Below are 19,751 nucleotides of genomic sequence, written 5' to 3' on the forward strand. Positions count from 1 at the left end.
ATCTCTCTTGACCAGCCCCATACGATTGATCTCGGATGGGGTTTTTTATTGCGCAATCATTCTAAAGTAACTACGGGGCGTAATTTCTGAAGTGTCTTTGGCCCAATGCCACGAATATTTGTTAGCTCATCCACACTGTTAAATCCGCCATTCTCTAAGCGATACTGAATAATACGCTCAGAATAAGCAGGTCCAATTCCCGGAAGTAGTTGAAGAGTAGGTCCATCAGCAGTATTAATATTGATAGGAAACATCACATTTGTGGGGCTGCCTGTGTCTACTTCGTCTGTACGTAAATTTTTAGTACCGATTTTTTTCGGATTCTTCCAAAAACCTGCGCCACTTTTTTGAGCGACTTCTTCGTAGGTTTTAAACGCTTCTACAGAATCTCGGTTTTGCCGGTAATAGACGGAAGTTGTTGCGAAGCCTTTTTCTAAAAGTATTTTATTCAGGCTGACGGGACCCTCGTCGTATTCCATTTGCACATAAGCCTGGAAAGCATTGTATCGGGCTTCCGGTTCTTTTCCATCAAAGCCAATGAGGCGCACTTTTCGACCCTCCAACAAATTTTGAAGATAATCAGCCGCAGCACCGGAATAATAGTCTGCAGAATCCCCTCCGGCATATATTGAAGGGACATCAATACCTAAGAATCGAACTCCGTATCCGAAGCCCGGGGCAACTTCAATTTCAAACCGGCTCCCATCAGAAATAGCATACACTTCGTACCACTCTTCTGTATTAATGGGTGGAGCGGGAGGGTAATCTTCCTCTTTTGCGCGTTTCATCACCCCCATGAAATCCTGGTAAAATTGGTTGGTGATTTCATCAGAGTAAATAATGAGGGTGTTTTCATCATTATTCATCTCGGCGTTCATAGAGAAGTTATAGGATCCTGCTACTGTAACTCCAATGTCGGATGAGTCGGGGTGTTCGGTGTCTAGTAAAATTACTTTATGGTGAAGTTTACGTAGTTCGTTGGCAGGTAAAATAGTTCGATTTCCGGTACGGGCAGCTTCGGAGCCCCAAATTTCTCCGGCACTTTCATATCGGCTATAGAAACTACGGTCGATGGCTCCGCGGAGTAAGATTTCTCCCGAAGAAGTTTGATTCCACATCTGTTGGCTGATTGGAATATTCGGGGTGATAGCAAAAGCCTGGAAGTTGATATCATGCTGGGCTTCTTCCTGTATTAATGAAACAAGTCGTTCGCTCACACTCGGTTTTGTCCGATCTCGATTAATGGGAGCAAAGTAGACTTCAACTTTGGTTCCTCCCACATCAAAAATATTCTGACTTACATTCACTTTATCTTTATGAAATACAGAACGACCAGCTTCGGGAGTGTCGTCCGAATCGCCCCACATTTGTTCAAATTCTTCGGTGTAAACCTTAGCAACTTCTGAATCTTTAATAACAATGGTGTGATTTGTATTGAATGCTCCGGTGTAGGTCATATTGGTAGACCCGGTCCAAACGTAGTCGTCGTTAGGGGAAGGGCTCAGGTAATCAATAACCGCAAACTTGTTGTGCATGTCTGAGCCGCTATTAACCAGATCATTATCAATAATTGAACCATCCGGGCTGTAGATATCTCCATCGTCATCAATGGAAATAATACCTCCTGAAACCAGAATTTTCCAGATTTCCAGGTCGTAATCACCGCCGTCTGTCCGGTTATGATCATCTGTAACTACCCGGATACGGACCCCCCGATTTTTAGCACGAACCAGAGCTTCGGCAATGCGGGGATGTTCGAAATCATAAATACAAAAATCGATACTGGTGGTAGCGGAATCAATTACTTCTTCGAGCGAGCCAATTAAATCCCAGTTACTATTACTAAGGTTGTTATCTGTAGCTACAGAATGATCAGCAGGCATATTGAAATACACTTTAATCCATTCCTGATTTTGACCATAAGCAGAAAAGCTATCAAAGAAAAAAAGCACAATGAAGAAGGGGTAAATAAAAAAGGTTTTGTTTCTCATAATCAGGAAAACACAGGATTGTACTTAATAGCCAAATTAATGTATTTTGATGTACAAACGGAAATCTACGGGCTTATTGATGAACCTACAATTTTTAAATCCATTACGTTGGAAAAAGTCTTTTCTTGCGCTTTTGTTGACCGCATTCGTGGTGGCGTGGTTTACCTTTATTGACTCATACAGCCTAAAAACCCGTTGGGATTTATACTCACAAAAGCAGGAGCTTAAGGAGCGTACCTCAGAGCTAGACAGTCGTTCCGCTGAGCTTAAAACAAAAATTGATAATTTGGATAAAGATCCTGCTCTGCTCGAAAAAATTGCTCGTGAGGAGTATGGGATGAGAAAACCCGGAGAAACAGTGTATAAAGTAAAACGTGAGAAATAGTCCTGTTTGGTTCAAGCAGGTTAGCCTGCTATCTTCTCGAAGTAAAAAACAGTAAGTCTTCTAAACGTAATTGAATGAAAGCCATTGGTGTAGATCTTGGTGGTACCAACATTAAAGCCGCCGTTGTTGATGATGAAAAAGGAATAATTGAACAGGTAACCACCCCCACTCAAGCTAATCTGGGAAAAGAACACCTTCTAGATCGAATCAGTGAAACGGTTAAAGATTTAGTCAAAAAGAATGAGATTATTGGGATAGGACTTGGACTTCCGGGGATGGTTTCCAAGGATCAGACAACAGTAAGAAACCCACCTAACCTGCCCGGATGGACGGAAGTAAATGCATCCGAGGAGATTTCAAAAAGAACGAATATTCCGTGTAAAATAGAGAACGATGCAAACATAGCAGCATTGGGGTCGCTTCACTTTGGCGTTGGCAAGAAGTTCGACAGTTTTATTATGGTGACCCTTGGAACCGGAGTAGGTGGTGGAATCATCATGGATCGAAATCTATATAAAGGGACAGGAGGAATGGCCGGAGAGCTGGGTCATGTGATCATTGACTATCATGGTCCTCTTTCAAATAGCGTGACTCGTGGAACCGTAGAGGCTTATTTAGGGCAACGCTTTTTAAGTCGGTTTGCTACAGATCTGATCACCCAAAACCCATCAAACCCATTATATAAAAAGTTCTCAAACGATTTCGATAAACTGGAACCTGTTGACTTAACTGCAGCTGCTAAGGAAGGCAATGAATTAGCCATCGAGATATTAGCCAAAAGTGGTTATCGGTTAGGGTATGCTATCATTAATTATGTGCATATGATGGATATTCGAAAAATTGTGGTAGCTGGTGGTGTTTCCAGAGCAGGTGATTTCTTATTTGAACCAGCAAAAGAGATAGTACGAAAACATATGATGGAGCCGTTTAAGGAGGGCTTTGAGCTGGTTTATGAAGATCTTGGTAACGATAGTGCATTACTAGGCGCGGCCGGACTGGCTTTCGATTCGTTTTCTTAACTAAATATCTCCATGCTTATCGTCATTAAGACATATACGGGCAAATACATAATGGGTATTTGCCTGTTTTTTTTGATGACGGGAACTCTTTCCGCTCAACAGTCAGACAGTACGGCCTCTTCTTCAACTCCCGGTGGTAGTAATTCTATTCCTGAAAACGCCGTTCAGTTTCAGTCCTCAGATTCTCTGATTATTGATTTTACAACAGGAAAGAAGGCATTTCTATTTGGCTCAGCTAAGGTAAAACATACTTCGGGCGAGCTGAATTCCGGTGAAATCAATATGGATATTGATAATTCTACCGTAGAAGCAAAAACGCTGACTCCGGAAGATACTCTTTCACGGCCCGTGTTGATTCGCGAAGATGATGAGATTAAGAGTACCCGAATACTATTTAACTACAAAACGAAGAAGGGAAAGTTTGAAGCGGCACAAGTCCAGATTTCAGAAGGAAATTTAATTGGCTCCAAGATAAAGAATGTGAATGAGAGAGAAGTGTACATTCAGGATGGGATTTATTCTACGTGCCCGCCGGAGTATCTTTATTACTACCTGAAAGCCAAAAAGATGAAAGTTGTTGATCAGGATGAATTATTTTTCAGCAATGCGCGGCTATATATATTGGATATCCCATACCCTCTAATATTCCCTTTCGGATACGTCCCAACTGATATCGAACAAAAGAGGTCCGGACTATTAACTCCCACCTATGCTTTTCAAAATCAGAATAATCGAGGACTTGGTTTACAAAATGTGGGTTGGTTTCAGTACTTCAACGACTACATAACCGGACAGGTAGACGGCGATATTTATACATCAGGAACCTTCTATTTAAATGGGTTGATGCAATATCGGAATACGGACCAGTATAGCGGGTCTTTGAGGCTTGGGTATTCTAAAGATCGCGGCTTAGAGCCAACAGACCCTGACTTCGAAGAAGCGATTCAAAGGTCGATAGCAGTTCAGCATAACCAGACTATTTCACCTTATGCTTCAGTTTCAGCAAACGTAAATTTAAGAACAGCCGACTTCCTTAAGCGTAATTCATACGATATCAATGACCGGGCTCAAACAAACTCGAACTCAAAGGTAGCATATAACTATAACCATCCTGAAAATTTATTCACCTTTAGTACAAACGCTCAGTTAAACCAAAACTTCACTAATTACTCTACCAGGCTGAACGGGCCATCAGCCAATTTTAGGCTTAAGACGTTTTCTCCATTTCAAAGTAATGGTTCGGGAACCGGCCAGCAGTCGTGGTACGAAAGCATAAGTATGAGCTACAACAATAGCTTGCGTTCTCGCTTTAACTACGACCCAATTGATGCAGACAGTTCAGAGGTTTCCTTTTTTGATGCTTTAACAGACAGGGATCTCTATGAGCAGGCCACTGGGAATGAGAACTACATTCAGGCAGGGTTCCAGCAAACAGCCGGCCTCCAGGTTGGTCAACTTGTGCCAAGTCAATTTTTGAACATTTCAGCCAATGTGAGCTATAATGAATATTGGTATCCGGCGACGATTCGAAGGACATATGACCCGGACTTAAAGGAAGATGTAAGTGAAAAAATCTATGGTTTTGAAGCAGCCAGGGACTTCAGTACTGGATTAAATTTCAGTACAACGGTATATGGAATTTCAAATGCCAGAATTGGAAACCTTCAAGGCTTTCGGCATACAGCTCGCCCAACCATAGGATTTTCATATCGACCGGACTTTAGTAAAGAGCAATGGGGGTATTACAGAACAGTTCAAACAGATAGTGTTGGTAATACTCAGCGTTATTCTATTTTTGAAGACGCGATTTTTGGAGGTCCCGGAAGAGGAGAGCAGAGAGCTATTAATTTTTCACTAAGGAATGTATTTGAAACTAAAGTCGTAAAAAGAGATAGCACGGGAGAGGTTTCAGAGAGAAATCTGAGGTTTATTGATAACCTTTCTTTGAGTAGTTCTTATAATTTTGCTGCCGATAGTTTGAATCTTAGTGACCTTAGGGCATCTATAAGTTCAAGTGCAATTTCTGGGTTGAATTTAAATGCCTCTGCAAACTTCTCTTTCTATGATACGGATTCAACAGGGCGTGAAATTAATCAATACCTGATTGAAGACGGTAAAAAGCTTGCTCAGCTTCAATCGTTTTCTTTGAATGCGAGCACATCTTTTCGAGGTGGTAACGGAATACAGGTGTATACTCCAGAGTACCGACGAAGATATGACCCTTATGATCAATCAATATTTCATCCTGTTGACTCAAGGTTTGGGTTAGAACCGGTTCCGGATTTTAGCTCGCCGTGGAGTGTATCACTTAATTTTAGCTATAGCTGGAATTACCGTTTTGGTGAAAAGCCGAATAAAAGAGCAACATTAAGAGCTTCTCAAATTTCCTTTAATCTTACCCCAAAATGGAAGTTTAACACGGATGTTGGATATGACTTTATAGCCAAGGAGTTTACGCCGTCACAGTTCTCTCTATCCAGAAACCTTGAATGCTGGAACCTGTCTTTTCAGATTAATCCATTCGGAGAGTTTCAGTACTACTTTTTCCGTTTAAGTGTAAACAGTTCTCAAATCCAGAGTTTATTTCAGAAACTTCCAGTGCTGAAAAACCTAGAGAGAAGCTCAAGCCCTTCAGGAAGAAGCTATGGTTACTAAAAGGAAGTTCTTTTTACCATCCCCAGGTACAATCAGCTATGTGCTTAGGTGAGTGATCTACAGCGAATCTCGGCCAATGTTGGCCAAGTATTTAACTACATATTTGCCAATCACATCGAATTCTAAGTTAACCGAGTCTCCGGCTGACTTCTCTTTTAAATTAGTGTGATTCCATGTGTAAGGTATGATGGCAACAGTGAAATTGTTCTCAGATTCTCTGGCTACGGTCAGGCTAATCCCTTCCATGGTTATGCTACCTCTTCCTACAATCATATTTGTGTATTCATCGGGATATTCTATGGTTAACAGCCAGCCTGTTTCTTCCTTTTCGATATGTTTTATTTTACCGGTGGTGTCAACGTGACCTTGGACTAAGTGTCCTTCGATTCCTTTTTGAAGGGTGAGAGAGCGTTCAAGGTTTACGGGGCTTCCACTTTCGAGTTCGCCTGTTGATGTTTTTCTGAGGGTTTCTTCAACAGCCTGTACGGTAAAGGTTTTTTCATCAAAAGCAGTAACGGTAAGGCAAACGCCGTTTACAGCAATGCTTTCATCTTCGTGGCAGGTCCCAGCAAAGGAACATGAAATGATGAGTTCTTTACCTCCGCCATTTAGAGATTTAATTTCAGCTACGGTTCCAACTTCTTGTACAATTCCGGTAAACATGATTCTAAAAATATCCGGTTAATAACATATCATCACCCACTTTAGTCCATGAGACTTCTTTAAGTTCGGCAATTTCTTTCATTTTATTGATGCCAATATTAATCAGCGATCGGGTTCCTGCACCTAACAACTTAGGCGCGATAAATAGTTCGAGTTTATCGACTAAGCCTTGTCTTATCAAAGCAGAGGAAAGCTGCTGTCCTCCTTCAACAAGTACTGAAGTAATTCCCTTTTCTCCTAGTAGCTTAAAAGCCTGACGCAAATCAGCATGTCCGTCTAGTTTGGAAACCTGAAGGATCTCACCCCGAAAATAGTTTTGCTGCATCATCTTAAGCATGGGATCAGCATCCGTTGCCGAAGCTTCTTTATTCCAGGTAATTATAGATGTCTTTTCCTCAAATTTGTCTGAAAACAGGTTGAGTTCTTTGGGGAGTTCATAGGGGCCATCAATTACGATTCGGCGAGGCTGCCGACCAGATACATGCCTTACCGTAAGGCTGGGGTTATCAACCATAGTAGTTGTCCTTCCCACCAAAACGGCATCATATTCTGATCGCCATTTGTGTACTAATTTTCTGGACTGCTTCCCCGTAATCCATTGTGACTCACCGTCAGCCGCAGCCAGATACCCATCAGCTGTTTGAGCAACTTTTAAAGTGATAAACGGTCGCCCAAAAGTTTGGTGGTGAATAAAGAATTCATTTAGCTTTTCAGCCTCTTCTTTGAGTAACCCTGTTTCCACTTCAACCCCATTGTTTCTAAGATGAAGAATGCCCTTTCCATCTACTGAAGGGTTGGGATCCTTCATGGCTATAACCACCTTTTTGATAGGTAATTTAGCAAGCATGGGTGCACAAGGAGGGGTTTTACCCTGGTGTGAACAAGGTTCAAGCGATACATAAACGGTAGCATTTTCTAAGTCAGCCTTATTTGCAATAGATTGAACAGCATTGACTTCAGCATGTGCTTCACCAAACTTCTTATGGTATCCTTCTCCGACAAGCTTTCCTTCCTCAGAAACAATCACACACCCTACCATTGGGTTAGGAGCAACGTATCCTTTTCCCTGTGCAGCCAGTTCGAGTGCTTGCTGCATCCAATGTTCAGGGGTATTTGGTTCGTGTTTGCTCATCATAAAAGCGGTATTGCTGTTGTCTAAATATAGCGTAAACAAAAAAGGGTGAGAAGAAACTTCTCACCCTGAATATAGAATCAATAATAATTATTGGCGAAGGAGTCGGGCGCGGTTGTCAGTAATACTCGCTTCGGCTTTAAGCTGTTCTAGCCAAATAGAAGTAAACTCTTGACTTTTCTGCTGCTCTAATCGCTGGCGAATTGACTGTCGCTGAGTCTGAGTTAGGTTAGCAAGATCTGCTTCAGATTTACTTACCAATTCCACAACAAATGCGGCGCTATTGCCAACTAAAGCGTTTGAAGTTTCACCTTCGTTCATAGCAAAAATAGCCCCAATAATTTTTGGCTCCCGTCCTGCACCTGGCAGAACCGTTGCGCTTGCAAGTAAATTGGTTTCATTTACTATTTCTTTTTCGGTAGTACTCGCCAGTCCCTCTAAAGTTGGGTTTTGGCTGACTAACTGCTGAACTTTTTCTTCCGTGAGTTCTTTACGTCGCTCAATCTTGACCAAAGTCTCAACTTGAGATTTAACTTCATCAAATGGACGATAACCTTCAGGGGTAACTTCCAAAACTTCAAATACTACGAAGTCTGAACTTAATTCAATGGCATTTGAAACATCGCCTTCATCAGCCGTTTCAAGAAAGTTCATGATTTGCTGACTGCTTCCTAATCCGGAAATAAATTGATTTCCTTTAGTAGCAAAAGCTTCACGAACTTCTAAACCCCGGGTTTCAGCTTCTTCATCGAAGCTGCTTTCTTCTGAGGCAAAGAATTCGAAGTCTGCAGCAGCTTCATTGGCAGCGTCAACAGTGGATGGCAGAGCCTGGATGTTATAGCTCATAATCTGGAACTTGATTTCGTTGCCATCTTCGTCGGTTTTCTTAAGAATAGCGGCTTGATTTGCTGTCAAAATCACGTCAGAAACTTCTCCAACTTCAAGATCAAGAACAGCATTATATTCTTCACGAATGTCATCTGTATCTACAAATGCATTTCTATATTCTGTAGAAGAACCCTGTCGGGATAAGAATAAAGAATCATTTTGAGCTTCTGCGAAAGGAGTTCTTAGCTCGCGGATATCCTCAATAATCTGAGATGTATCGTTGGCCGTAGGCAATTTGCTAAAAGTCACGTATTTAATACGGTAGCTTTCGTCACGGCTGTAACGCTCTCTATTATTGTTATAAAATTCTCGTAACTGGCTGTCTGAAATCTCAAGCTGTTGCTCAGTCACTTCACTGTAAGGGAAACGAATGTAATTAACTTCTGCGCGACTGTTGTTTTTGATGAACTCTCGTTCAACTTCAGCTTCTGTGATTTGTAGTCCGGCAGAAATATAATTGTTCAGCTTTTGCTGGCGGCGTTGTTCTCGGAGTTGCATTTCAAGAGCTATTGCTTGCTGGCTAAACTGGCTGGATGACATTACCTGCTGGATAGCACCACGGTCAATGGAGCCGTCTTCACGGGTAAAGTTTTGCCGGATGACAGGAGCCGGATTATCACCATATACCATATCAAGAACTTCTTGGTCAGAAACGGTGATACCAAGCTCATCCATTTTTTGGCGGAGGAGTCTAGAGTTCACTAACTCATTCCAGGCTTGAGTTTCATAGTAAGCGCGCATTTCCGGTGTTAAAGAATTTCCGGTTTGCTGGCTGTATGCGTTAGTATAGTACTGTATGCGGCTTTGATATTCTTCATTTGAAATCTTTTCACCATTTACGGCGCCTAATGAACTTGGGCCGGCCTGCATGGCGTTAAAAAAGTCTACATCGGATAAAACCCAAAGAAGGCCAAAAGATCCAATCAGCACCCATAAGATGACTCCGGTGCTGTTTCTCATTTTTTCCATTACACCCATAAAAGGTTACCTCTAAAAAACATTAATTAAATTGCGATTTGATTACTGCAGGTGTCTATTTACCTCTGACAGTAAGCTTAGAAATATAAGCGAATACAAAAGGAATTGAAAGCACATTAAACATTAAGGTGAGGCTTAAAATACCTCAATAAGGCGCATGTGTTTCAGGTACTTTCCCGGGTCTTCGTTAATACTCTTAATTAGTTGGTTTATGTTAACAGACAGGCTGTCAATGTTGTTATACAGGGAAGGGTCGTTGACCATTTTGCCAAGCGTGCCTTCACCATTATTTATCTTCGTTAAAACCTCATTAAGAGTGAGATTAGTTTCGTTTAGTCCGGCGCTGAGCGTCTCCAATTCTGCGCTTGTAGCTTCCAGATTAGTGATCATTGAGTTTAGTTTCTCTTTATTTTCTGAGCTGATATCATCGAGGTTTTGCATGGTGTTCTTAGCTTCCATGATCATCGTGTCCAAATCATTTTGCCGTTCCTGAATAAGGGAACTCAGAGAGCCGGTTGTTGATTTTAGGTCACTCACAATACCACTGATGTTCTCTTTATTCTTCTCACTCAGAGTTTCATTTAAACTGGTTACCAGCCGTTCAACACCTTGGATTGAGGCAGAAATATCATTGCTAAGCTTTTCGCCTTCTTTTGCAAAAGTATCCATCATACCCTGCTCAAAAACTCCTTTTATAAAGCCTTCATCAGGAACCATTTCTTCAGAATCAGTTTTCTGAATTTCGATAAACTTCCCGCCTAACACTCCTCCTGATTTGAGTATAGCGATAGATCCTTTTGGAATCCCATATCCTTCTTCAATATTCAATGTAACCTTGGTAGAATCTGAGGCTAGGAGGTCCATTTTCTTAACGGTTCCGATTTTAAAGCCTTTCACATTTACAACATTGCCGGGAATAAGACCCTGAACCTGTTCAAACTTGGTATAGATTGTTGTTGAAGTTTTAAACAGAGGGATGTCTTTCATAAAGCTATAACCGACAAAGGCTACAGCAATGGCCACAACTATTGTTAAACCAATTTTAAGTTCGTTAGAAACTTTCGCCAAAACAGTTCTCCTATGCAGTTTTAGAATTTATTTGATATTCACTTGCAGAAATGAAGTCAATCAAATTTTTATTATCGCTGTGCTTCATGTCTTCGGTTTTGCCAAACCAGCTTAATTGTTGTTCATCTAAAAAGGCCACTTTTTCAGCCACTTCCAGCACACTGTGCATATCGTGAGTGATTACAACTGAAGTGATCTCAAGGTTGTCGGCCATTTCATTTATTAGTTCGTTTATTTCTTCGGAAGTTCTGGGGTCGAGGCCGGAAGTAGGTTCATCATAAAGCAGATAGTCGGGCTTTAAGATGATGGCCCGAGCCAAACCAACCCGTTTTCTCATACCTCCTGATAACGCAGAAGTTGGTTTTTCAGCGGCATGTTCCAGATTTACCATGCCGAGTGCTTCAAGTACATTGTGCTCAATTTCCTCTTCACCTTGATCTGTAAAATAGCGAAGTGGAAAAGCAATATTCTCGAAAGTGCTTATGGAATCAAACAGAGCACCACCCTGAAAAAGAATTCCGAACCTTTGCCGCACTTTTCTAAGCTCTGAGTAACTAAGTTCAAACACACACTTTCCGTCTACCAGCACATTTCCTTCATCAGGGTACAGCAGAGCATTTAAATGTTTGAGCAACACCGATTTTCCACAACCTGATTTACCTATCACAGCCGTAGTTTCGCCATCCTGAATTTCAAAAGAAACATCTCTCCAAACCAAGTTATCACCAAAACTCTTAGTAAGATTTTTAATCTCAATCATGGCTTATAATAATATAGCGGCTAGTGCAAAATCTGCTAACAACACAAAGATACAACTTAAAACCGTTGCTTGTGTGGTAGCAGTTCCAACTCCTTCTGCCCCGCCAAAAGCATAGTAGCCTTTGAAGCAGGAAATGGATGTTATCACAAAGCCAAAAACAATGGATTTAATAAAACCGAAAATAATATCAGACTCAAAAAAGAAGGCTCGGGCACCTTCCATAAATTCCGCTGCTGGCAGGATTCCATCTAATGCGCCAGCAGTTACACCACCAATAATACCAAAAACGCCAGCTGTGATATAAAGTATAGGAAACATAAGCAGACCGGCTAAAATTCTGGGCACAACCAGAAATGAAACAGAGTTAAAACCCATAGATTCGAGCGCGTCAATTTGCTCACTAACGCGCATGGTTCCCAGTTCAGTAGAGATTCGGGCACCAACTTTTCCGGCTAAAACAAGAGCACTAATAACAGCAGCCAACTCAATCAAAATAGACTGAGCAACGATAGAGCCGATGATTGTGCTAGGGTAAATGTCGGTATCAAGCTGGTAAGCCGTTTGAAGAGTAAGCACAGCTCCTGTAAAAATCCCAACGAGAAAGATAATAGGAATAGATTCATACCCTACTTTCACAAACTCCTGAAACAGGTTTTTGCGATAGGTACTAAACTCGGTAGAAGAACGTAATGCCTGATATAATAGCTGGGCGTATTGTCCGAATTCTTTTAATCCGGCAGCCCCTGGAAAGTTGGAAATCATTTGTTAATCAATATTCTTGACGTATTGCCGAAGCATTTGATTATATTACAAAACATTTCAGCCAATTGTGATTTATAAATAGTTAAATAACGTGCGACAGTTAATACCGTTATTGATGATTTTTCTGGCCACACAAGTTACAGTGGCCCAATCAAATACATCAAGTATTTTTAGATTTTTGGATGTGACACCCACTGCACGAACTGCAGGTTTGGGAGGAAATCATGTGGGTTTGTATGATGCAGATTTCAGCCTAATACACATTAACCCAGCATATTTAAGCAGCGCAAATTCAGGATCTATCTCAGCTTCTTATCTTAACTTCTTCTCGGATGCGAATATGGCTTTAACCAGCGGTGCCTATAATTTTGAAAAGGCTGGCACTTTTGCCGGAGCTATACGGTATGTTGGTTACGGTGAATTTAATCAATGGGATGAAAATGGGAACAGCTTGGGCACATTTAATCCCGGAGATATTGCGATTACCGGGGCATATAGTATTGAAGTAGTTGAAAACTTAAGAGCGGGAGCCTCAATGGATTTTATTCACGCGTCTTATGCACAGTTTAAATCGAGCGCGGTAGCTTTGTCGGGCGGGGTGTTTTATCAGGATACAGCAAGCCATTTTAGTGCAGGAATTTCAATCCGGAATGCAGGAGCACAAATAACAACGTTTGAAGACGAGCGAGAACCTCTTCCTTTAGATATCTCTGTTGGTGTAACCAAAAAGCCGGAAGCCTTTCCTTTTCAATTAAGCCTCACCCTAAAGAAATTAAACGATTGGGATTTGAGAGTAGTTGGAGAAACCGAGAAACCCTCATTAGTTGATAATGCTTTTCGCCACGTCATATTTGGTGGCGAAACCAATTTTGGAGAAAATGTCTCCGTACGCATTGGGTACGATCATTACTTACACGAGCAAACCCAAACTGGTCAGGACTTTGATTTAGCTGGAGTCGCCTTTGGAATTGGCTTTAATGTGAAGGCAATATCGATTGATATAAGCAGAAGTTCGTATTCAAGGCTGGGTGGTCTCACAAGGCTGAGTTTGAAAGCTGACTTGAATTAACAATTAACTGTTGATGAAAGGATTTTACTCACATTCGATTGAGAATCCTGCACTGTTAAGGATTACAACGGCTTCTATGATCATGATATTGATTTTCGTGGTTGGATCAACCGGATATCATTATTTGGAAGGGATGAGCTGGTTTGAAGGTTTTTATATGACCTTCATCACTATTTCGACTATAGGGTTTACTGAGTTAAAGAATTTATCCGTAGAAGGGCGCCTCTTTACTGTGGGGATTTTTGTGCTCGGCATCGGCGTTATTTCTTACATTGCATCACAGACAACACAGCTTCTTTTTGAAAGTGAATTGTTCTTTAAACGAGCAATGAAAAAACAATTACAGAAAATGGAAGATCACTACATTATTTGTGGATATGGACGAATAGGTCATCGCATAGCAGAAGATTTGCGAAGCGCTGACCTACCGCTGGTTATTGTTGAGAATAGAGATACGAGTATCGACCGAATTAAAAGAGACAAACTTGCTTTTGTAGAAGGAGATGCCCAAAGCGAAGATTCGCTGCTTGAAGCCGGTATTATGAAGGCAAAAGCCTTAATATGTACGCTTTCCAGCGATCAAGACAATGTATTTACAACGTTGCTTGCGCGAGAACTTAGATCAGACATCTTCATACTCGTAAGAACAAATGAGAAACAGAATCGCCGTAAAATCTTACGGGCCGGTGCCGACAAAGTAATTTCCCCATATGATATTGGTGCAGACCGAATGGCCAATGTTATCCTCCGCCCTAATGTAGATCAATTTATTGATAAGATGACTCGGGGAGATCAGCAGGATCATACTTTTGAGGAGGTCTTAATTTCCGAGAAATCCGAACTGTCTGGGAAGTCTTTAGTAGAAGTTAACGTACGCAATAAATACTCCGTGCTTATAATTGCCATTCTTTCGGAATCAGGAGTAATGAACTTCAATCCCGAAAGTAATACAGTTATCAATTCAGGTGATTCTATGATTATCTTAGGAGACCCTTCCAAAATTCAGAAATTTAGAACCGAAGTGTGCAAAGATTTACGATCACTTTCGGAACGAGCAGAACAAATTCAACAATAGTCAAAAAGACGAATGATAAGATATATAACAGCTGGTGAATCACATGGACCGGAATTAACAGGAATCGTTGAGGGAATGCCGGCTGGAGTTCCACTTAGTGAAGATTATATTGCGACACACTTGGTTCGACGACAACAAGGTTATGGCCGTGGCGGAAGAATGGCATTTGAAAAAGATTTTGCCACTATTACTTCCGGCCTTCGGTTTGGAAAAACTATGGGCGGGCCCATCGCAATGACAATGCCGAACCGCGCATTTCAAAAAGATGATGCTGGATGGCCAACAGTGATGAACAAAAAGGAAGAGGCTGATGGAATCGAAAAAATTACCCTGCCTCGTCCGGGACATGCTGATTTAGTGGGTGCTCAAAAGTATAACTTTGACGACATCAGGCCTGTCATTGAACGTTCCAGTGCTCGGGAGACAGCAATGCGTGTAGCATGCTGTAGCGTTGCCAGGCAATTTTTAAAGCATTTTGGAATCGAAATTGGCGGTCATGTACTCCGAATTGGCTCAGTTGGTTTTGATGGCTGGGAGGATATCCGCAACATTGCTGATCCATTAATAGAAAATGGTGCAGAATCTATTTATAAGGCCGCTGATGAATCAGATGTGCGCTGTCTTGACCAAAAACTTTCAGAAGAAATGCGCGAAGAAATCAAAGTGAGGCGTAAAGAAGGGTCTTCGCTAGGTGGTATTTATGAAATTGTAATTACAGGTTTACCTGCAGGCTTGGGAAGCTATGTGCATTGGGATAGGAAGTTGGATGGTCAGTTAGCTCAGGTAATAATGGGAACTCAGGCTATGAAAGGCGTGGAAATTGGTTTGGGTTTTGAGGCAGGCCACCGCCCCGGCCACGAGGTGCATGATGAAATTACACACGATGGATCTTCTTTTAAAAGAAGAACAAACAGAATGGGTGGGATTGAAGGCGGTATGAGTACAGGTATGCCTATCATCATAAAAGGAGTGATGAAACCTATCCCAACCATGCTGAACCCTTTAAGCACAGTAGATATGATCACCAAAAAAGAAACAGAGACCCGATATGAACGGTCAGATGTTTGTGCGCTTCCGCGGGCAATTGTGGTTGCTGAAAGCGTGGTTGCTCCCGTCATAGCTAATGCATTTTTAGAGAAGTTTGGTGGAGATTCATTAGCTGAAATTGAGGCAAATTTTAAAAGTGCCACGCAATGAGCTCAAGGATTTCAACGTTAGCAAAAGCGGTGAAGGAACATCCAGATGATTCTTTTTATAAGTTCACATTAGCTTTAGAGATGCTAAAGATTGATGAGACTGCGAAGGCGAGGGTGTTGTTTGAGGCCATTGAAAACTCAGACCCTGAATACGTTGGAGTCTATTACCATTTGGCAAAATTATATGTTGAATTAGGAGAGAACAAAAAGGCTTTAGAGACCTATAAAAAGGGTATAGAAGTGGCAGAAGAACAGGGTGACAACCATACAAAATCAGAGTTGTCTGGCGCTTTATTGAATCTTGAAATAGAAATGGAAGATGAGTCATGAGAAAAAAAGGTTTTTTAAAAAAGGCATTGTTTGCCGTATGTGTCTTAATGTTTTTCGTCAGTGTAACTGCAATTGCTCAAGAGCAAGCAACCTACAAGGTGAAGTCGGGAGATACCTTATATGGTATTTCTAAACAATTAAATGTGACGATTGCTGAGTTACAGCAATGGAATGACATTGAAGGCAATGATATTGAGCTGGGGCAAGAACTGGTCTATTACCTTCCATCACCAGAAACAACTCAAACAGAAGAACCAGTTGTAGAACCTTCAGATCCTCTGGTAAACCGCACTCCGAACACCCAAAATGTTTTCTACATAGTTAAAAGCGGAGATACCTTGTACGAAATTGCAAGAGATCACAACATGACGGTAGATCAGTTGCGGACTTTAAATAACATATCAGGGTCAAATTTAAGCATTGGACAAAAACTGGCAGTTAAAAAACAGGCAAGTGCAGCCCCATCAGTTTCTAAATTTTCAGAAGAATCATCACCCCAGGGAGTTTTCTCAATTTATGAAGTGCAGCAAGGGGAAATACTGAATGATTTACTTACAAAGTTTAGGATGACGGAAAGAGAATTCACTTTGCTTAATCCTGAGCTGCAACCTAATCTTTTAGCTGAAGGGCAGGAGCTGACGGTTTTACTCCCTCCTTCAAGGACATATGAAAACCCTTACTTACAGAAAGCAAATCTCCAGGATTTAGGAGAAGTAAATGTGATAAGGTATGATGATTCCGAAGTTGGTGAAACAACAACAAATGGGGAGTTATACGACCCGGAAGCTCTTACTGCCGCGCACTCAAATATTGCATTGGGAAGCATCATATTTTTAGAGAATACAGAAACAGGTAATGGGGTTTATGTTCGAATTAATGATCGTATTACAGGCTCAGGTCTGAAACTTTCACAGAGCGCATTTAGTACACTAAGGCTCAATCAATCGGCGCAGCCTGCTGTAACCATTTACACAGAAGTGAATGAGTAATCCTGTTAAATCATATTTCGAGAATACTGACAATCTCCTTTATAGCTTTCTGGTAAGTCTGCCTCTATTTATTCTTTATGAATTCCTGATTATAATTTCACAGCCTGAAGGAGATGCTATTGTCCGAATCAGCGTAGATGTTTGGATCAAAAGTTTATTCACATACCTGGGTGTGAATGCAGTCTCATTTTCTTTGCTTGTTGTAGTAATAGTTGGGCTTTTTATTATTTACAGGGAAAGAGATCGGTTAAAGACACTCAAGTTTTCGTACTTTCCCATACTGATATTAGAGTCTACAATCTATGCTATTGTGGTTGCTATGATTAGTCAGTCGCTGGTGTCTTTGGTCCTCAATCTTGCCGCCAGTGATCCTATCGAAACACTAACCATGATGCAGAAACTGGCACTATCTTTAGGAGCCGGTTTGTATGAGGAATTATTTTTTAGAGTGATATTGGTGACGGCGTTTATACTTGTTTTTACAAAAATTTTAGGGAAGAAATGGGCAGGTGTTACCGCTGCGGTAGTCCTTTCAGCGCTGTTATTCTCTGCGGTGCATTACATTGGCGATATGGGTGATGCCTTCACGATGGGATCCTTTTTATATCGCTTTTTATTTGGTTTAATACTCAATGGGATTTATGTTTGGAGAGGATTTGGTGTGGCAGCCTGGACTCATGCCATTTATGATATAATGGTGATCACATTCTTGGGATAAAATAAACCTGAATGAGTCGATCAATATAATCTATTTAATATTAAAGCATTCTTTGGGTACTATAGGAAACCGTTAAAGATATAAGAACGTAGTAGTAATAAGTACGGTTCCGTGTATATTGAAGAAATAAGGGATGGATAAATGTCTCAATTAACGAGAGATGAACAGAAAAAGCAGAAAGACTTTGATGAGGAAATTATTCCTCATATGGATGCGCTATATAATTTTGCACTGCGGCTCACCACAGATCCTAATGATGCTGAGGATTTAGTTCAAGACACCATCGTCAAAGCTTATCGGTTTTTTAGCAGTTATGAGAAAGGCACCAATGCTAAGGCATGGATGTTTCGTATTCTTAAAAACTCATTCATCAACAATTACCGTAAAACATCAAAGAAGCCCTCACAGGTAGATTATGATGAGGTTTCTTCCTACTACGAATCAATTCGGGCAGAAAGAACGGAGACATCAGATTTAGAAAGCCTAATGTTTCGTGAAATGATGGATGACGATCTTTCTGAAGCATTGACGCGACTGCCAGAAGATTTTAGAACGGTTGTTCTGTTATGTGATGTGGATGGTTATACCTACGAGGAAATAGCAAACATGCTGGATGTGCCGATCGGAACTATTCGTTCACGCCTGCATCGTGGCAGAAATCTTCTCAAAACAGAATTGCTGGAATACGCTAAGAAGCGTGGCTACACGGGTGACTGATCGATGAGCGGCTGAACCTCATCTGCACTGTTTTCGATAGCCAGCGTAACCCTCATTGTTGTTCCTTCATTAAGCTCAGACCGTAAAACAAATACGCTGCCGTGGTGATATTCTTCAATAATCCTTTTTGTAAGACTTAATCCTAATCCCCACCCTCTTTTCTTGGTACTGAAGCCCGGTTTGAAGATGTTCTTGATATTCTGAATCTCTATTCCGCTTCCCGAATCTTCAATATCAATAATGACCTCCCCCTCTTGTACTTTTGAAGTGATAGAGATGTAAGCGTCATCTTTCTGATCCTTTAGAGAATCCATTGCATTTTTAACAAGATTCTCCACAGCCCACTGAAGTAGTTCTGGATTAGTGCGGACTTTAGCTTTGGCATTCAGGTTCTTCTTTACTTGAATAGACTTACCCAAGCGAGGCAGTCGTCGCTCCATATAAACCATGACCTGCTCTAAGATAGGTTCAATATCTGTAGACTTTAATTCCGGTTCAGAACCAATCTTCCCAAAGCGTTCAGCCACACCACGAAGCCGCTGGATATCCTTTTCAATTTCATTGGCAATGTTAGTAGCTGTTTCTTCATACCGATACTCATCCTTCAAAAGTTGAAGCCAACCGTACAAACTTGAAATAGGTGTGCCAAGCTGGTGAGCAGCCTCTTTAGCCATTCCCACCCAAAGGTTAGATTGTTCAGAGCGTGTTATACTTCGATAAGTGGTATACCCGATTCCCAAAAGTAATCCCAATAATAAAATCTGGATGTAAGGAAAATAACGGAGCATCTGGACGGTAGGACTTTCACCATAATAAACGAACTGCGTTATTTGCCGGTTTTGATCTCCAATTACAAAATCAATTGGGTTGTTCAGGCTTTTAAACTCGCGGACTAATTCGCTTCTCTTTTGTTTAGAGTTCATGATTCCAGGATCAATATTCCGCTCATGCAAGATAACATCGGTTGAGTCGATGACGATTGTCGGAATTTTAAAGCGATCTTCCAGTATGATTTCTTCGGTTACAAAATCCGTTGAGTTACGAATGGACTCTGCATCCTGAATCATGGCTATAACACTGTCGGGAACTTCTTCGATACTCCCTAAGATTTGAACAGCATTGAGGAGCTTTGTGGAGGCTTGTTCATCCACAAGCTGACTGTTGAACTCAATAGCCCGAGTCCATAATTCAACACTGGAGCGTTCCTGTTCAAGGATTTTAGCAACAAGATATTGGTTATAGATAACCGAGCCCACCCCTAAAAAGATGAGCAACAATACTAAAATCAGCTTTATTCGATTAGAAGGAACAAATAATTTCATAAGCAGAGAAAATCCTTTAGCTGAATATAGGAAA

The 19,751-nt window shown here is 41.2% G+C and carries 18 protein-coding genes; 10 read left to right on the forward strand and 8 right to left on the reverse strand.

The window, feature by feature from the left end; genetic code table 11:
- Window positions 1-56: 56 nt before the first annotated feature.
- Window positions 57-1,991 (reverse strand): hypothetical protein, encoded by a 1,935-nt coding sequence (locus CL667_10905; GenBank protein MAL18211.1) that lies wholly within the window; start codon window positions 1,989-1,991, stop codon window positions 57-59.
- Window positions 1,992-2,037: 46 nt separating this feature from the next.
- On the opposite strand from CL667_10905, the gene CL667_10910 reads away from it, so the two are divergent.
- The 3 genes from CL667_10910 (at window position 2,038) to CL667_10920 (ending at window position 6,050) form a co-directional block, all read left to right on the forward strand.
- On the forward strand, window positions 2,038-2,376 hold the full coding sequence (locus CL667_10910; protein ID MAL18212.1) for a hypothetical protein: 339 nt from the start codon (window positions 2,038-2,040) through the stop codon (window positions 2,374-2,376).
- A gap of 74 nt (window positions 2,377-2,450) precedes the next feature.
- Window positions 2,451-3,395 carry a hypothetical protein gene (locus CL667_10915; GenBank protein ID MAL18213.1) on the forward strand — a complete coding sequence of 315 codons (945 nt, stop codon included), beginning with the start codon at window positions 2,451-2,453 and terminating at the stop codon, window positions 3,393-3,395.
- Between the two features lie 75 nt (window positions 3,396-3,470).
- Window positions 3,471-6,050 (forward strand): hypothetical protein, encoded by a 2,580-nt coding sequence (locus tag CL667_10920; GenBank protein ID MAL18214.1) that lies wholly within the window; start codon window positions 3,471-3,473, stop codon window positions 6,048-6,050.
- 57 nt (window positions 6,051-6,107) lie between these two features.
- Here the strand turns inward: CL667_10920 and CL667_10925 are convergent, their stop codons facing one another.
- The 6 genes from CL667_10925 to CL667_10950 all read right to left on the reverse strand — a co-directional run bounded on the left by CL667_10925 (window position 6,108) and on the right by CL667_10950 (window position 12,301).
- On the reverse strand, window positions 6,108-6,713 hold the full coding sequence (locus CL667_10925) for a riboflavin synthase (GenBank protein ID MAL18215.1): 606 nt from the start codon (window positions 6,711-6,713) through the stop codon (window positions 6,108-6,110).
- Window positions 6,714-6,717: 4 nt separating this feature from the next.
- The gene (ribD, locus tag CL667_10930; GenBank protein ID MAL18216.1) at window positions 6,718-7,845 is read right to left on the reverse strand and encodes a riboflavin biosynthesis protein RibD; all 1,128 of its coding nucleotides are present in this window, start codon (window positions 7,843-7,845) and stop codon (window positions 6,718-6,720) included.
- 90 nt (window positions 7,846-7,935) lie between these two features.
- Entirely contained in the window at window positions 7,936-9,711 is a 1,776-nt protein-coding gene (locus CL667_10935; protein MAL18217.1) for a hypothetical protein, read from the reverse strand.
- Window positions 9,712-9,846: 135 nt separating this feature from the next.
- Window positions 9,847-10,779, reverse strand: coding sequence for a hypothetical protein (locus CL667_10940; GenBank protein MAL18218.1), 933 nt, complete (start codon window positions 10,777-10,779; stop codon window positions 9,847-9,849).
- A 10-nt stretch (window positions 10,780-10,789) separates the two neighbouring features.
- The gene (locus CL667_10945) at window positions 10,790-11,539 is read right to left on the reverse strand and encodes an ABC transporter ATP-binding protein (GenBank protein ID MAL18219.1); all 750 of its coding nucleotides are present in this window, start codon (window positions 11,537-11,539) and stop codon (window positions 10,790-10,792) included.
- Window positions 11,540-11,542: 3 nt separating this feature from the next.
- Window positions 11,543-12,301, reverse strand: a complete 759-nt coding sequence (locus CL667_10950; GenBank protein MAL18220.1) for an ABC transporter permease — start codon at window positions 12,299-12,301, stop codon at window positions 11,543-11,545.
- Window positions 12,302-12,416: 115 nt separating this feature from the next.
- Here CL667_10950 and CL667_10955 point away from each other — a divergent pair, with 115 nt between their 5' ends.
- From CL667_10955 to CL667_10985, 7 genes are all read left to right on the forward strand, one after another.
- Window positions 12,417-13,370 (forward strand): hypothetical protein, encoded by a 954-nt coding sequence (locus CL667_10955; protein ID MAL18221.1) that lies wholly within the window; start codon window positions 12,417-12,419, stop codon window positions 13,368-13,370.
- A 13-nt stretch (window positions 13,371-13,383) separates the two neighbouring features.
- Window positions 13,384-14,445: a potassium transporter TrkA gene (locus CL667_10960; protein ID MAL18222.1), complete on the forward strand. Its 1,062-nt coding sequence runs from the start codon at window positions 13,384-13,386 to the stop codon at window positions 14,443-14,445.
- A 12-nt stretch (window positions 14,446-14,457) separates the two neighbouring features.
- Window positions 14,458-15,642: a chorismate synthase gene (locus CL667_10965; GenBank protein ID MAL18223.1), complete on the forward strand. Its 1,185-nt coding sequence runs from the start codon at window positions 14,458-14,460 to the stop codon at window positions 15,640-15,642.
- Window positions 15,639-15,971 (forward strand): hypothetical protein, encoded by a 333-nt coding sequence (locus CL667_10970; GenBank protein ID MAL18224.1) that lies wholly within the window; start codon window positions 15,639-15,641, stop codon window positions 15,969-15,971. The genes CL667_10965 and CL667_10970 overlap by 4 nt, the downstream gene beginning before the upstream one ends.
- Window positions 15,968-16,960 carry a hypothetical protein gene (locus CL667_10975; GenBank protein MAL18225.1) on the forward strand — a complete coding sequence of 331 codons (993 nt, stop codon included), beginning with the start codon at window positions 15,968-15,970 and terminating at the stop codon, window positions 16,958-16,960. Before CL667_10970 ends, CL667_10975 begins: the two co-directional genes overlap by 4 nt.
- Window positions 16,953-17,678: a CPBP family intramembrane metalloprotease gene (locus tag CL667_10980; protein ID MAL18226.1), complete on the forward strand. Its 726-nt coding sequence runs from the start codon at window positions 16,953-16,955 to the stop codon at window positions 17,676-17,678. Before CL667_10975 ends, CL667_10980 begins: the two co-directional genes overlap by 8 nt.
- A 141-nt stretch (window positions 17,679-17,819) precedes the next feature.
- Window positions 17,820-18,395 carry an RNA polymerase subunit sigma gene (locus CL667_10985; GenBank protein MAL18227.1) on the forward strand — a complete coding sequence of 192 codons (576 nt, stop codon included), beginning with the start codon at window positions 17,820-17,822 and terminating at the stop codon, window positions 18,393-18,395.
- Here the strand turns inward: CL667_10985 and CL667_10990 are convergent.
- Window positions 18,380-19,717 carry a two-component sensor histidine kinase gene (locus CL667_10990; GenBank protein ID MAL18228.1) on the reverse strand — a complete coding sequence of 446 codons (1,338 nt, stop codon included), beginning with the start codon at window positions 19,715-19,717 and terminating at the stop codon, window positions 18,380-18,382. The two genes, CL667_10985 and CL667_10990, sit on opposite strands and share 16 nt — an antisense overlap.
- Window positions 19,718-19,751: the final 34 nt, after the last annotated feature.

Source organism: Balneola sp., from assembly GCA_002694685.1.
Classification (GTDB): domain Bacteria; phylum Bacteroidota; class Rhodothermia; order Balneolales; family Balneolaceae; genus Gracilimonas.